13 protein-coding genes are annotated in these 15,505 nt (G+C 57.0%); 9 read left to right on the top strand and 4 right to left on the bottom strand.

The window, feature by feature from the left end; translation table 11 throughout:
- A complete protein-coding gene (locus tag ACR0BK_RS00370) occupies positions 1-3,138 on the top strand; it encodes an efflux RND transporter permease subunit (RefSeq protein WP_480553306.1) in 3,138 nt (1,045 codons plus the stop codon).
- A gap of 41 nt (positions 3,139-3,179) precedes the next feature.
- Here ACR0BK_RS00370 and ACR0BK_RS00365 read toward each other — a convergent pair whose 3' ends face one another.
- Both ACR0BK_RS00365 and glpD read right to left on the bottom strand, forming a co-directional pair.
- Entirely contained in the window at positions 3,180-3,725 is a 546-nt protein-coding gene (locus ACR0BK_RS00365; protein ID WP_480553305.1) for a DUF2087 domain-containing protein, read from the bottom strand.
- A gap of 195 nt (positions 3,726-3,920) precedes the next feature.
- A complete protein-coding gene (gene glpD / locus ACR0BK_RS00360) occupies positions 3,921-5,507 on the bottom strand; it encodes a glycerol-3-phosphate dehydrogenase (RefSeq protein WP_480553303.1) in 1,587 nt (528 codons plus the stop codon).
- A 181-nt stretch (positions 5,508-5,688) separates the two neighbouring features.
- Here glpD and ACR0BK_RS00355 point away from each other — a divergent pair, with 181 nt between their 5' ends.
- The 6 genes from ACR0BK_RS00355 to ACR0BK_RS00330 all read left to right on the top strand — a co-directional run bounded on the left by ACR0BK_RS00355 (position 5,689) and on the right by ACR0BK_RS00330 (position 10,420).
- Positions 5,689-6,450: a DeoR/GlpR family DNA-binding transcription regulator gene (locus tag ACR0BK_RS00355; protein WP_480493353.1), complete on the top strand. Its 762-nt coding sequence runs from the start codon at positions 5,689-5,691 to the stop codon at positions 6,448-6,450.
- A 107-nt stretch (positions 6,451-6,557) separates the two neighbouring features.
- On the top strand, positions 6,558-6,713 hold the full coding sequence (locus tag ACR0BK_RS00350) for a DUF5993 family protein (protein ID WP_480553302.1): 156 nt from the start codon (positions 6,558-6,560) through the stop codon (positions 6,711-6,713).
- A 10-nt stretch (positions 6,714-6,723) separates the two neighbouring features.
- Positions 6,724-7,293, top strand: a complete 570-nt coding sequence (locus tag ACR0BK_RS00345) for a disulfide bond formation protein B (RefSeq protein ID WP_480516744.1) — start codon at positions 6,724-6,726, stop codon at positions 7,291-7,293.
- Positions 7,294-7,328: 35 nt separating this feature from the next.
- Positions 7,329-7,691 carry a DUF3302 domain-containing protein gene (locus ACR0BK_RS00340; RefSeq protein ID WP_480493356.1) on the top strand — a complete coding sequence of 121 codons (363 nt, stop codon included), beginning with the start codon at positions 7,329-7,331 and terminating at the stop codon, positions 7,689-7,691.
- Positions 7,692-7,712: 21 nt separating this feature from the next.
- Positions 7,713-8,858 carry an HlyD family secretion protein gene (locus ACR0BK_RS00335; protein WP_480553300.1) on the top strand — a complete coding sequence of 382 codons (1,146 nt, stop codon included), beginning with the start codon at positions 7,713-7,715 and terminating at the stop codon, positions 8,856-8,858.
- 11 nt (positions 8,859-8,869) lie between these two features.
- A complete protein-coding gene (locus ACR0BK_RS00330; protein ID WP_480472349.1) occupies positions 8,870-10,420 on the top strand; it encodes an efflux transporter outer membrane subunit in 1,551 nt (516 codons plus the stop codon).
- Between the two features lie 3 nt (positions 10,421-10,423).
- Here ACR0BK_RS00330 and mprF read toward each other — a convergent pair whose 3' ends face one another.
- Complete coding sequence (gene mprF / locus ACR0BK_RS00325) at positions 10,424-13,033, bottom strand: bifunctional lysylphosphatidylglycerol flippase/synthetase MprF (protein ID WP_480553298.1); 2,610 nt, start codon at positions 13,031-13,033, stop codon at positions 10,424-10,426.
- 113 nt (positions 13,034-13,146) lie between these two features.
- On the bottom strand, positions 13,147-13,575 hold the full coding sequence (locus ACR0BK_RS00320) for an Lrp/AsnC family transcriptional regulator (protein WP_480472343.1): 429 nt from the start codon (positions 13,573-13,575) through the stop codon (positions 13,147-13,149).
- Positions 13,576-13,662: 87 nt separating this feature from the next.
- Between ACR0BK_RS00320 and rocF the strand changes: the two genes are divergently transcribed.
- Complete coding sequence (rocF, locus tag ACR0BK_RS00315) at positions 13,663-14,583, top strand: arginase (RefSeq protein WP_480493559.1); 921 nt, start codon at positions 13,663-13,665, stop codon at positions 14,581-14,583.
- The gene (gene ctlX, locus ACR0BK_RS00310) at positions 14,583-15,503 is read left to right on the top strand and encodes a citrulline utilization hydrolase CtlX (RefSeq protein WP_480472341.1); all 921 of its coding nucleotides are present in this window, start codon (positions 14,583-14,585) and stop codon (positions 15,501-15,503) included. The genes rocF and ctlX overlap by 1 nt, the downstream gene beginning before the upstream one ends.
- Positions 15,504-15,505 lie beyond the last annotated feature (2 nt).

The following is a 15,505-nucleotide window of genomic DNA, read 5'->3' as shown; positions in this document are numbered from 1 at the left end:
ATGTTCTCAGCCCTGTTCATTAGCCGGCCAAAGCTGGCGTTTGTCATCTCGCTGGTACTGACCATCATGGGTGGCATCGGCTATCTGGTGCTGCCGGTCGCGCAGTTCCCTGACATTACCCCGCCCGTCGTCAACGTATCCACCAAATATACCGGCGCAAATGCGGAAACAGTGGAAAACACTGTTGCCGCACCGATCGAGGCGCAGGTCAACGGTGTGGACGACATGATCTACATGACGTCCAGATCGTCTGACAACGGCTCGTATTCATTGGACGTAACCTTCGAAGTTGGCACCGACCCCGATATCGCCTCGGTCAACGTGCAGAACCGGGTGGCGCAGGCAATGTCGTCGTTGCCCGCCGAAGTGACATCTTCGGGCGTTGTCACACAAAAATCGTCGACCAACATGCTGATGCTGGTCACGCTGACCTCGCCCAACGGCACCTATGACAGCGTGTTTCTTTCCAACTATGCCTCGATCAACCTGCGCGATGCGCTGGCGCGTGTGCAGGGCGTGGGCAAGGCTGATGTTCTGACCAACCTGGAATACGCCATGCGGGTCTGGATGGACCCGGACAAGATGGCAGCCCTGTCCATCACACCAGGCGATGTGATCAACGCGATCCGCGAACAGAATATCGAAGTGTCCGCAGGCTCGATTGGTGCACCGCCTGTTCCCGAAGGCCAGACCTTTCAATACACGATCAAGTCCAAAGGGCGACTGACGTCAGCCGAAGAATTTGGCAACATCGTGATCCGTACCGGAGATGCCGGCGCAATTGTCCGCGTAAGGGACATCGCCCGGGTTGAGCTTGGTGCACAGTTTTACTCGGCGTCCGGTTATTTTCAGTCCGTGCCCGCCACCGTGATCGGTATCTATCAGGCCCCCGGCGCAAACGCCCTGGCCGTTTCAGAGCGCGTGCAGGCGGAACTGGAGCGGCTGTCCCGCGCATTCCCCACAGATGTCGAATATGATGTCCCCTTTAACACGACAGACTTTGTCGAAGCTTCTTTGAATGACGTCGTATCGACACTGATCCTGACCTTTACCCTCGTGATCTCGGTCGTTTTTGTGTTCCTGGGAAGTTGGCGCGCGACGATCATTCCGGCGGTTGCCATCCCGGTCTCACTGATCGGCACGTTTGCTTTCTTGCTGGCCTTCGGCATGTCGTTGAACACGATCTCGCTGTTTGCGCTGGTGCTGGCCATCGGTATCGTGGTTGATGACGCCATTGTCGTGGTCGAAAACGTCGAGCGCATCATCGCTGATGAGGGGCTGCCCCCAGCCGAAGCCACCCGTAAGGCTATGGGGCAGATCACCGGCCCCGTCATCGCGACCACACTGGTTCTGTTGGCGGTGTTCGTACCGGTGACCTTCATGCCGGGTATCTCAGGGCGGCTGTACTCTCAGTTCGCTGTTACGATCTCGACCGCTGTTGTAATCTCATCCATCAACGCGCTGACACTGTCGCCCGCTCTGTGTGGGCTGGTCCTTAAGGCCCGCTCGGGGCCACCCAAGGGGCTGCTTGCGCTGTTCGAAAATCTCATTGGTGGCGTTCGCAATGGCTATGTCGCCATTGTTCGCAAACTGCTTGTCTTTCCGGCTATCGCGCTGGCCATCGTGGTTGGGCTCGGCCTGGGAACAGGGGCAATCATGTCGAACACGTCAGCTGGGTTTATCCCGCTGGAAGACAATGGTTATCTCTTTGTTGACGTGCAACTGCCTGACGCCGCGACGCTGGAACGGACCGAGGCCGTGACAAAGCGCCTTGATGACCAGATACGCGAGATCCCGGGTGTGTCCAGCACCGTTCTGATCAATGGCTTCTCATTGCTGAACGGCACAATCACCAACGGCGCTGCGATCTTCGTGAACCTCGACAACTGGAGCGAACGGCAGGAGGAAGACCTGAGCGCCGAAGCCATTTTGGCTAAGGTGCTGGCCATCGCGAATAATGAGACCGCAGCCTCGACCGTTGCCTTCAACCCGCCACCAATTCAGGGTCTCGGCATGTCGGCCGGGGTCGAGATGGAGGTGCAGCAAACCGGCGGCGGTTCACCGCAGGATTTGGCATCGGCTGTGGGATCGTTTGTCTATTCGGCCAACCAGCGACCCGAGATCGGACAGGCCTATACCACATTCCGTGCCAATGTTCCGCAGCTGTTCGTGGATCTGGACCGTGAGAAAGCCAAGACGCTGGACGTCTCGGTGGCTGAGATTTTCCAGACCATGCAGGCCCAGCTGGGGTCATATTATGTCAACGACTTCAACCTGTTTGGTCGCGTCTATCGCGTAATGATCCAGGCGGAAGGCAGCTATCGCGATAATGTCGATGACATTGCCAGCCTCTATGTGCGTTCACAGAAGGGCGACATGGTGCCACTGGGTACCCTGATTGACGTGGAAAACGTATTGGGGCCGGTTCTGCTGAAACGGCATAACCTGTTTCGGTCGGCAACTGTGACAGCAGTACCGGCACCGGGCCTGTCCAGCGGCGATGCGATCACTGCGATGACAGAGGTTTCTGCTTCGGCCCTGCCGCCGGGATACTCGTTCGAATGGACGGGGACGGCACAACAACAGTTGGCGTCCGGCAGCCTGGTGATCATCATTCTGGGGCTGGCCATCCTATTCGGTTACCTGTTTCTTGTGGGACAGTATGAAAGCTGGACTATGCCGGTCTCGATCCTGCTGTCTGTGGTCGTGGCCCTGTTCGGGGCGGTGGCCGCGGTTGCCATCGTTGGCAGTGACATAAACCTCTATACGCAGATCGGTATGATCATGCTGGTGGGCCTGGCTTCGAAGAACGGCATTCTGATCGTTGAGTTCGCAATGGAACAACGCGCCAAGGGTCTATCGATCAAGGAAGCAGCCGTCGAGGCCGCTCATCAGCGTTTCCGCGCTGTCATGATGACCGCCCTGTCTTTCCTGCTGGGGGTCGTACCGCTGCTGGCTGCCAATGGTGCGGGCGCGGCCAGCCAAAAAGCCATCGGTGTCGCCGTGTTCGGTGGCATGTTGGCCGCGACGCTGGTTGGCGTAATCGTGGTGCCTGTCCTCTACGCCCTGATGCAAAGCATGCGCGAGTGGCTGAAAGGCAGCAAAAACGATCCCGGCCCGTCAAAAGAAGCGGCCTGATCCAATCAAAGCCCCGCAAATCAGCGGGGCTTTTTCTGGCGTTAGTCTGATCTTCCCCGCCGCCGTTCAGAGATTTCGCGGATCACCACCTTTGCCTCTGGTGTCGGTGCCTGCTCGACCCGGCGATAATCCGATCCATCCCGGTTCCGTGTCAGCAGCCCACAGGAGATCATGGTCCGGCGCAGGGTTGCAGGGTCATCAAAACAGTGTTCGGCATTGAGGAACGCGTTGACGTCACCCTCTTGCAGCACCGCAGCAGCCGGTACCGCAGACCAGAGCCCCCACAAGGACAAAGTCTGCACAGATCTTTTTGACGGCCATTGCCGAAGCCTGCCCTGCTCATCGAACAGGTGCAATGTACGCTCAACCGTACGCATGTCAGCAGCCAGTTGTTTCGGGCGGGCCTCAATCCGCCTGGCAGCGGCACTGGTGGCGCGCATATGTTGCACGTTCTGAAACCCGGCGGAACGGGCGACCATATTCATCAGGGTCAGGTGCGACGGGCTGGAGTCGCCAAGTTGTTGGGACAAGGTGCGCACGAATCCGGTCAGATCATCGGCGTGCAACGGTACAGGAGTTTTGCTCATCACAAATCCATATCGGGCGTTTTTCGCGATCGTTGGTCGCTGACTTGACGAAACAACGCCCGGATGGTTGCGATAGTTTCAAATTCACTGGCAGGTTTAGCACTCTGGGTAAGAGCAGCGACGCCTCGGTGTCTGCCGACCGTAACCAACGGCTAGCACAACACGGATCACCCGCCAAGAGGATAGAAAGATGGATCAGGCCGTGCTGCTGATCCGCCGTTCAGCCATCCAACCGTCGATCCGCGCGATCTGCTCGGCACTCATTCGCAGGCCCAGCTTGTTGCGCCGCCAGACGACATCTTCGGCGGTTCTGGCATATTCCTTGTCGATCAGCCACGCGACTTCCCGCGCGGTCAGTGTTGCGCCAAAATCCTCGCCCAGATCAGACAACTGCTGCGCATCCCCAAGGACATCTGCTGCTTCAGTTCCATAGGCCCTGATTAGGCGTGTAGCCCAGGCGGCACCCAGAAACGGATACGCGGCCAAAAGCTGATCAGTCAGGGCTTCAACAGCGTCAACCGGAAAGTCACCGCCCGGCAGCGCAACACCGGCGGTCCAGGGGCCCGGCATATTCGGAAAGAATTCACCAATCTTCTCCAGAGCACTTTCCGCGAGCCGTCGATAGGTGGTGATCTTGCCGCCAAACACGTTCAATACAGGCGCCCCACCCTGCGCATCGACTTTCAGCGTGTAGTCCCGCGTTGCAGCGGTGGCACTGCTGGCACCGTCGTCATAAAGCGGCCGCACACCGGAATAGGTCCACACAACATCTTCGCGGGTCACAGTGCGCTTGAAATACTTCGATGCGAAAGTGCACAGATACTCCTGCTCGGCCTCAGTACAGACGGGTTTCGTGTCAGGGTCCGGGTGATCCTGATCCGTTGTGCCGATCAGGGTAAAATCCTGCTCGTAAGGAATGGAGAAAATGATGCGGCCGTCTTCGCCCTGAAAAAAATAGCACTTGTCGTGGTCATACAGCCGGGGTGTCACAATATGGCTGCCCCGAACAAGCCGTACACCCTCGCGTGAGTTCACACGGATCTTGGACTGGATGATGTCCCCGACCCAAGGGCCACCTGCATTGATCAGCATTCTGGCCCGGACAAGACGGGTTTCGCCGCCGTCGCGATCGCGAATGGATACCTGCCAAAGGTCGTCCACCCGCTCGGCGGAAATCACTTCGGTTCGCACCATGATCTGCGCACCGCGCGCCTCGGCGTCGCGGGCATTCAGGACCACCAACCGCGAATCTTCGACCCAGCAGTCGGAATATTCATAAGCCGTTTCGAATTTGTCCTGTAGTGGGGCCCCTTCCGGAGCCGATCGCAGGTTCAGCGACGTGGTGCCCGGCAGAATTTTGCGACCACCCAGATTGTCATACATGAGCAAACCCAACCGGATCAGCCAGGCCGGACGCCGCCCGCGCATCCACGGCATGACCGTGCTGAGCAGCCGTGAGGTCGGCGTTTCAGAGTCAAACCGCATATCCTTATGGTATGGCAGCACGAAGCGCATCGGCCAGCTGATATGCGGCATCGCGCGCAACAGGGTTTCACGCTCGATCAGGGCCTCACGGACCAGACGGATTTCGAAATATTCCAGATAGCGCAACCCGCCATGAAACAATTTGGTCGAGGCTGATGACGTCGCTGAAGCCAGATCATTCATCTCTGCCAAAGAAACTGACAGCCCGCGACCAGCAGCATCCCGTGCGATGCCGCAACCATTGATCCCGCCACCGATGATAAAAAGGTCCGTTATCTGAACGTCCGCTGACTGCATGCCAATGATTCCTTGTCAGGATGGATGATAGGCATTTGCCAGAACATCCTTCGTATGGTCAATGTTTATGTTCGAATTTTTTCGTTTTGCAACACTGATCTGAAATTTTCGCATGCCGTTCTTGCAAAACCGGCCAGAAAGAACAAAAACGAAAAGAAACACTTCAAGTCTGGAAACACCCATGTCCCTGTCTTTCCGCCAATCTGACATTCTGGACATTGCCGGGGCCGAAGGCCGCGTCACCGTTGACGGGTTGGCCGAAAGATTTGGTGTCACGGTCCAGACGATCCGGCGCGACCTGACCGAGCTGGCCGAGGCAGGTAAACTGGATCGGGTGCATGGCGGCGCGGTTCTGCGCTCGGGCGTTTCCAACATCGGATATGAAGACCGCCGCGCCCTGAATTCCGACGCCAAAACCCGTATTGCACAGGCTTGCGCCACCGATATCCCCGACGGTGCGTCGATCTTCATGAACATCGGGACCTCGACCGAGGCCGTGGCGCGGCAATTGCTGCACCACAAGAACCTGATGGTTGTGACCAACAACATGAATGTCGCAAACATTCTGATTGAGAACCCGGATTGTGAGGTCGTCATGGCTGGAGGCGTCCTGCGGCGCACAGACGGCGGGTTGATCGGGACCCTGACTGTTTCGACCATTCGGCAATTCAAATTTGATCTTGCCGTGATCGGCTGTTCAGCTTTGGACACTGACGGCGATCTTCTGGACTTCGACTTTCAGGAGGTACAAGTCAGCCAGACCATCATTGCGCAGGCACGCCGAACTTTTCTGGTTGCCGACCATTCAAAGTTTCACCGCTCGGCCCCGGCGCGCATCACTTCCTTGGCTGAAATAGACGCGATCTACACTGATGCGCCGTTACCTGGCGATCTGCACCTGCGCAGTCAGGAATGGCAAACGGACATCGTACTGTGTAACTAGCGGACATTAAGAATAGTCTCAAAATTACCACGTCGCTTGCCAGATGCCACCCGGCCTGACACTATCGTCTGCATAAAGATATGTGCACGGGAGGGGAGCACCGGGCCATGATTGCGCTTTTATTTGCACTACTTACCGCCACGATGGGGCTCAACTATTTCAACATGACGAAGGCAGGCAATGCGCTGTTCTTTGTTACAATTGCCCTTAGTATCTACTGGTTGAAATTCCACGCCACCAGTCAGCTGACAATTCAGCTTTGAGGGCCTCGTCATGACACCTGAACTGTCACGAACATTTAACGCGATCGGAATGTTGGCCGTCTGTCTCGTTCTGGCGCTGGCGTTTTTTTATCAACTTTTCCTTTACGAACTGCCTTGCCCGCTTTGCCTGTTGCAGCGTGTCGGCTTTGTTGCTGTCGGCGTCGGGCTGGGCTTGAACCTGCTGTATGGCGCGCGACCGCAGCACTATGCCATCATGCTGATTGCAGCTTTGTATGGCGGCAGTGTTTCGATCCGGCAAATCCTGTTGCACATTGTGCCGGGAACCGGCCACTATGGATCGCCCGTTCTTGGGCTGCATTATTACACTTGGGCGGGCATCGCCTTTTTCCTAGTCCTGCTGGGTACGTCGTTCATGCTGCTGTTTGATCGCCAATATGTCTCGGGCGCGACCAGCGAGGTACGATTTGGGGGAAACAAGCTGGCAAAAACCGCCTTCTTTGTCATGCTGGCACTGGCCGTGCTGAACGCCGGTTCAACTCTGCTGGAATGCGGACCGGGCATTTGTGATGACCCGCCCACCGACTACAAGTTGATTGACGAACTGAAAGCGAATGACTGAGGATACCCTAACCTTCCCCTGATGGAGGCACACGCATGGGACTACTGGGCCAGCCGCTGGGCTATTATGACTATCTGACATTGGCCGCGCTGATCCTGCTGCTTGCAGCAGTTATGGCGCTGTTCCTTTTCATTATGGGCCTTCCGGGGCGGATCGCGATCAAACGCAATCATCCCCACGCCGAAGCTGTAAAGATCATGGGATGGATGGGGTTCTTGGCTGTCGTGCCCTGGGTACACGCCTTCATGTGGGCTTTTCACGATGGCGTCACGGTCGATATTCGCCGCGGCCCGGACGAGGAAAAAGATGCCATTCGCGATGAAATCAAACGCCTGGGCGGCAAGGTCAAACCCGAATACCAGAATCGTCTGGACACAGACGACACACAACCCAGTTAAGACCGAAGGACCCTAATACCTATGTTCGTCGCCCTCGGCATCACTTTGTTCTACATCATTTTCGTCTGGCTCATTTTCTTCAAGCTGGCATGGCTGAAGTTTAACATTGCCTGGGGCATTGTTTCGTTCTGGGTGGGCGCACATCTGCTGCTGATCTTCCTTGTGGCGTTGCGCTTCTTTCAGCCGTTTTCGGCAGACAGCCACGTGGTGCGTTCGACCATACAGATCATCCCAAAGCTGACACAGCCGACGATCCTGTCCGAGGTTCTTGTTGAACCGAACACACCGGTCACAAAGGGCGATCCGCTTTATCGGTTCGACGATACGGTGTTTTCGCTGGCGGTCGATAATGCACAGGCCCAGTTGGTGGCGGCAGCGCAGAATGCCAAAATCCTTGAACAGGATGTTATCGCGTCGACCGAAGCTGTCGAACGGGCCAATGCACAACTGGCTTATGCGCAAACCCAACAGGCGCGGTATGAGAACCTTGTTCCCGCCGGAGGTGCCCGTCAGGACGACCTCGACCGTTGGAGCGAACAGGTGACGGAAGATCAGGCCGCCGTTAAACAGGCCGAGGCGAACCTGGCCAAGGCTCAGCTGGCGCTGGAATCGCAGATTGACGGCGTGAACACCGGCATCCTTCAGGCGCAGGCGCAATTGGCCGAAGCCGAATATTTTCTGGAAAACACAACAATCTATGCGCCTGAAAATGGCATGATCGTCTCACAGCAGGCTCGCCCCGGATTGGTAGTCGGTGACGTCCGATTGGGTGCGATTGCCAGCTTTGTGACTGATGAAAGCCCTTATATCCTTGCCACGTTCCGCCAACAGAACCTGAAATTTGTCGAGCCGGGGCAAGAGGTCGAAGTTGCACTTGATCTTTATCCCGGTGAAATCCTGACGGGCAAGGTCGAAGCGATCTGGTGGGCCACCCGGCAGGGGCAACTCATCCCGTCGGGCCGCCTGCCCGGTTTCGAGCTGCCCAAACTGCCCGGTCGGATTGCGGTCCAGATCACCGTCGATGTTCCGGAAGACCACATTTTCCCAGCAGGTGGTCATGCCGCAGTGGCGATCTATACAGGCCAAGGCAAAAGTTTTGAGTTTCTGAGGCGTATCAACATCCGTCTCTATTCCTTCGCCAACTTCATCCGACCTCTGGATATCTGAGGATGCGCGCCATGACACTCCGCAGGTTGTTGGGAACCGCCATTTGTGCCGCCACTCTCGCGGCCTGCACACCCGTTGGACCAGATTTCGTGCGCCCCAACTCACCTGTCGTGAAACAGTGGATTGAGGTCAACAACCCCAGCGCCGGTCAAAGCGGGCTGACGTCGCGCAGTGCGCCTGTCGTGAAATGGTGGCAGACATTCAATGATCCGACCCTCAACAAACTGATTGCCGAGGCTTACGCCCAGAACCTGACACTTCAGGTCGCTGGAGCGCGGGTTTTGCAGGCCCGTGCACAACTGGGTATCGCCTTTGGCGAGCTTTACCCGCAGTCGCAGGCCATTGGCGGCTCGCTTGAACGGCGTCAGATCAGTGACAATCTGGGGCCAATTTCGGATGTCAATCGCGTCATCCCGCTGGATACCGAGTTCTCGACCTCACAAGTCGGCTTCGATGCCCAATGGGAGCTGGACGTCTGGGGCGCGCAACGACGCGGCGTTCAGGCGGCGCGATCCAACCTGGCCCTGCAAGTGGCGAATTACGACGACGCGTTGGTGACGCTGACCGGGGATGTCGCCGCGCTTTACGTCAATATCCGGGCGTTGCAAGAGACGCTGGCAATTGCGCGTGAGAACATCAAATTGCAGCAGGATTCGGCAGACCTGACTCAGCTGCGGTTTAACAATGGCGTCACCACGGAACTGGACGTGCAGGAATCCACCGCCCTGCTGAACAACACTAAGGCGCTGGTACCCGAACTGGAAAGCGACTTGCAACAGACCAAGAACGCGCTTGCGGTGTTGTTGGGCACGACACCTTCACGCATGACCGGTCTGTTGGGCAATTCCGGCCACATTCCATCGGCCCGAGCAAATGTGGCAGTGGGCGTTCCCGCTGAATTGCTACGCCGCCGCCCGGATGTGCGCGCGGCTGAACTGGCGGCAGCCACGCAATCGGCACAAGTGGGCATCGCGATGGCGGACCTGTATCCCCAATTCATCCTGTCTGGCGCGATCGGGCTGCAGGCATCCGGCGGGCGCGATCTGTTCAGCGGTGGCAGCACAACCGGTCTGGCCAGTGCCGGTGTGGTCTGGAATGTGCTGAACTATGGCCGCATCAAGAACAATGTTCGCGCGCAGGACGCCGCTTATCAGGCGCTGATTGCGAATTATCAGAACACTGTGCTGACCGCTTATTCCGAAGTTGAAAGTGCCATGGTCGCTTATGCGCAGGCACGTAAGCAGGTCGGGTTCTATCAACAAAGTGTCGAGGCCTCACGCAAAGCTGCCGAAATCGCCGTCAGCCAGTATACAGACGGCATTGCCGATTATTCGCGCGTGCTGAACACCCAGACCGCGCTATTGCGGTCGCAGGCCAATCTGATCGAGGCACGGCAGCAGGTATCCAGCAATCTGGTGGCGGTTTACAAGGGCCTGGGCGGCGGATGGCAGATCCGGCAAAACCAGGAATTCCTGCCCGAAACCGTTCTGGCCGAGATGGCCTATCGCACGGACTGGGGCGATCTGCTGCAGAAAACCCCAACCCGCGCAAGCCTGAATTAAGTGCTACTTGGTTAACCCGCGCAATCCGCCCGAGATCAGGATATTGACCTCATACAGAATGCGGGGCGCGGCCAGCCCGCCGGGGCTGGCCAGATAATTCGGGCTCCATTCCGGATCGAACTTCTGCTTGAACGCGCGCAGGCCTTCAAAATGGTAGAATTGCTCGCCATGTTCGTAAACGAACCCACCGATGCGGTTCCAAAGCGAAGCAAGCTGACGGTTTTCGATCCCTGAAAACGGTGCGGCACCCAGTGAAAACCAGTGAAACCCCTGCTGCGCGCCCCAATCCATCATGTCGGCGAAAAGAGCGTCCATAAGGAAACTTGGGCTATCGGGTTCATAGCGCATAAGATCCAGCGACAGCTCCGACTTGTTCCCCCCTTGGAACAGATTGGCAAAGGCCATGATCTTGCCGGTGTTGCCATCACGCAGGATAGCATGATCGAAATAGGACAGGTATTCATCATCAAATCCCCCCAGCGCAAAGCCCTTTTCTGCACCGGCCTTTTGCGCAAGCCAGCGGTCTGAAATCCCACGCAAGTCTGACAACAGAGGCGCCAGTTCTTCCTTCGGAACAATCTCGAACACATATCCTTCGCGTTCAGCACGGTTCTTGGCTTGCCGGAACCGCTTGCGCGACTTTCCGTCCAGCGAGAAATCGTGCAAAGAAACCCGCGCAACCTCGCCAATTTTCAGGATCGACAGTCCAAGATCCAGAAAAGTTGGCAGATATTTGGTCGAGACACTGTAGAACGCGCAAAGTTTACCTTCGCGATCCGCCATTTCCCGAAGCTGCCAAATCAGTTGCTGCCCGGCACCCTCGTCACCAACCGGTTCTCCTTTCGAAATCAGCGCATTGCCTGTGTCGGCGTAGGCAATAAACGCGGTCTCATCCGGTGAGATCAGGAATTGCTTGTCACCGGTAAGCGAGATTTGGGATTCCGTATCCTCACTCTCCATCACTAGCCGCTCGACAACCTCTGGGATTTCAACCCGCTGTGGTGTCGGAATCTCACGCCCGAACAGAGAGTTCATGGCAACAATGCCCACGATCACGGCCACGACAAGGCTGGACCGCAAAAAGCGCGAGGCGTCACCGTTCCAAGCAAACTGCCACCACAGATCATTTTGGTATTCGACATGCGAATATGCAAACAGCCCGATCCAGAAAATCACCGCCAACAGAACTACGACACTGATCAGCCATGGGATGTTCAACCGAAATATCGACGCGCCACTGACCCGGTAGAACGCACCGCGAAACATGGCCAGCAGACCAATCGTTCCCAGCATCGAAAGCGCTTCGTGGATGTCGAGCCCCTTTGCAAGCGAAGCAAAGAATCCCGCCCCCATCAACACCATCGCAACGACCCATGCCCTGTAGAGCTTGCGGAACAACCCGCGCGAGACCAGCAACAGCAATACGCCTACGACGCTGCCTGCAAGATGCGAAGCCTCGACAAATGACAGGGGCAGCAGATCTTTCAGCATGCCGAGCTTTTGCGCCCCCGCTGGCAGCGCGCCCGACACCAGCAAGATCACCCCGGCCACTGCGGCAACCCCGGCCGCGACCATTGGAACCATGGGGCGGATCACACGATAGACCCAAACCGCGGCACCGCCGATCATGTGTCTTTGGGTCAAGACCGATGCAACGGCAATGGAAAGGCTGGCGACTGCAAATGGCAAAAAAGTGTAAACCACCCGGTAAAGCAGCAACGCAGCAATCACATCCGAACGACCCGACGCCCCCAGACCGGCAATCAATGTCGCCTCAAACACGCCGATCCCGCCCGGCGCATGGCTCAGGATTCCAACGGCAATGGCAGCGATATAGATGGTGAAGAAATACGGGTACCCGACCCCCAAATCATCCGGCATCAGTACGTAAAGCGCCATGGATGCGCCAAACAGGTCGCCGATGGCAGCCAACGTCAGCAGGCCCGCCAGTTTGCCTCCGGGCAAATCGAAACCGACACCTGCAACAGCCAACCGTCGGCCACCGCTGGACAGCCAAATGAACATCGCGACAAATGCAACCAGCAAGCACAATCCTATGGTGGTTTCGACCGTTTCGCTGACGGGCATCACCTTGGATATTCCATCCGGGTGCAGGGTCAGCAACAGGCCCAGAATCAGGATCAGACCCATCCAGAACGCCACCCATGAGGTTGCGATTACACCAGCCACCCGGCCAAGATCCAAGCCAAGCGACGCGTATATCCGATACCGGATTGCGGTTCCTGTGATATAGGAAAATCCAAGGCAGTTCGACACCGCGTATCCACTGGCTCCGGCCATCCCCGCCACAGGTAACGGCACCTTGCCATCCGCCACGCTTTGTACCGCGAACACATCATAGAGCGACAGCGAAAAAAAGCTGAACGCTGTCCAGCACATCGCAAAAAACATCAACTTCCATGATGTCGCCGAAATATCTGTCTGGACATCCGACCATTTCACATGGGCCAACAGATCGTGCAAAACCGAAAGGGCAATCCCGGTAATAACGACCGGTATCGCGATGCGCAGCCAGGGTTTCTCCAGTAGACCAGCAAGACGTTCGGCCCACTTTTCGGCCAAAGGTTCGTCACCATTATCAGATGTGGTCATGCCGCAAGCCTTCCGGAAATACTGAACCCTTAATCAGCAAGCGGCCTACCTAAGGGTAAGCCACACCCTGTCTACTCACGAACTCTGGCACAATTCGCATTTATCTCAAAGCACTAGAGCCGCCCCTTGCGCGTTGACAGCAGCAGGTTCGTTTCCGAACGTGTAACGCCGTCGATCCTGCGAATATGAAACAGAACCTCGTCCAGCTCGGCCAGAGTTTCCGTACTGATTTCGGCAATCAAATCCCAACTGCCGTTGGTCGAATGGACCGCCGTGACCTGCCGCATAGCCCCGATCCGGGACATCACGCGCTCGGTACCGCGCCCCTCGATTTCTAGCATCATCAGCCCACGCACAGGGCTTTGTGCCAGATCCCGACGCGTCAACACAGTAAAACCGACGATCTCACCAGATTGCTTGAGCCGTTGCAAACGGCTGCGCACCGTAGTGCGGGTTACGCCCAGCGTTTCCGACAGCTCTGACAGGCTGGCGCGCGCGTCACGCTGCAATGCGCCCAGCAGACGACTATCCAATTCGTCCATATCACTTTCTCACTAAGGAGTTTCCTGAACCATTTTGAGCATTTTGCGCTCTTCACGCAAGACACAGTGACGGCCTAAATGGACCACATGGAACGCAATAACATCATTTTAGTCGGCGCGCCGATGGACGCCGGAAAACGGCGTCAGGGTTGCCGAATGGGTCCTGACGCATATCGCGTGGCCGGGCTGGATCAGGCCTTGACCGATCTTGGTCACTCCGTTTGCGATTGGGGCGACGTGCAACCTGAAGAAACCGGCTTGCCCGAACATCCGCACCTGTTCGCGCTGCCCGAATGCATCGGTTGGACGCAAGCGCTGAGCAAGGTCGCGCTAAAAGCGGCTGATCGGGGCATTCCGATCTTCATGGGCGGCGATCACGCGTTGTCCATGGGAACCGTGACCGGGATGGCCGCTTATGCTGCAAAGATTGACCGCCCGCTGTTCGTTCTGTGGCTGGATGCCCATAGTGACTTTCACACCCCCGACAGCACAGACAGCGGCAACCTGCATGGCACACCCGTCGCCTATTTTACAGGAAGGCCGGGGTTCGAGGCATTTCCTTCCTTACCTGCCATCGTGCCAACGGACCGCGTCGGCATGATCGGCCTACGCTCTGTCGACCCGGCAGAACGTTCGGCGCTGGAACAAAACCGGGCCATGCTGGCCGACATGCGCAGCATTGACGAACATGGGATCAAGGCCCCGTTGCTGGCGTTTCTGGACCGCGTCAAAGTTGAAAACGCCCTTCTCCACGTTTCGTTGGATGTTGATTTCCTGGACCCGGCCATCGCCCCTGCCGTCGGCACCACTGTTCCCGGCGGTGCGACCGAGCGCGAGGCTCATCTGGTCATGGAACTGCTGCATGAAAGCGGACTGGTCAGTTCGCTGGATCTTGTCGAACTGAACCCGTTTCTGGATGAACGTGGCCGCACTGCAAAACTGATGGTCGATCTGGCCGCCTCACTTATGGGCCGTCGCGTCTTTGACCGCCCCACCCGGAGTTTCTGATGCTATCGCTACAAGCACCGTCTGCAGCAGTAATGATCCGGCCACATGCCTTTGCCTCCAACCCGGAAACACGCGATGACAATGCGTTTCAAACGCTGAGTATCACGTCGGCCGCAGCCACGTCGGAAGCTGCGAGAGATGAACATGACCAGGCAGTTCAACGCCTGCGCGACACAGGAATCACTGTTCACGTTTTTGATGATTTTGGCGATCTCGACACACCCGACAGCGTTTTCCCAAACAATTGGTTTTCCACACATCCTGGTGGTCACATAGCAGTTTACCCGATGTTCGTGCCGTCTCGCCGACGCGAGCGGCGAACCGATGTCATCGAACTGCTCAAACATGAGTATCGCGTGCAGGATGTCATAGACTATTCCGGGCTGGAACAAGACAACCTTGCGCTGGAAGGGACAGGTGCGATGGTGTTGGACCACATTGCCCGCATCGCGTATACAGTCACCTCCAATCGCGCCGACCCGGTCTTGCTGGAGCGGTTCTGCACTCATTTCAACTATGAACCAATTGCCTTTCAGGCCCGCGACGCAAAAGGCAGGGACGTTTATCATACCAACGTATTGATGGGGATCGGCACTCATTACGCGTTAATCTGCCTCGACATGATATCGGACCCCGACCGTCGCTTGACCATTCGCAATCGGTTAGAGGAATCCGGTCGAACCGTGATTGATCTGACTCATGACCAAATCGCCGAATTTGCGGGAAATGCAATTGAGTTGAAGGGACGCGATGGATTGGTGCTGGCATTGTCGAGCCGAGCGTTAGGCGCCCTCACCCCTGATCAAATCAAAATAATCCAAGCCAGTGCAACGCCTTTGCCACTGTCCGTCCCAACAATCGAAACTGCTGGTGGGTCAGTACGCTGCATGATTGCAGGCGTCCACCTTGCCCGCCGATAGGA

Source organism: Ruegeria sp. AF1 (assembly GCF_056542125.1).
The sequence above is the reverse complement of the archived record's forward strand: the minus strand, read 5'-3'. Positions and strand labels throughout refer to the sequence as shown.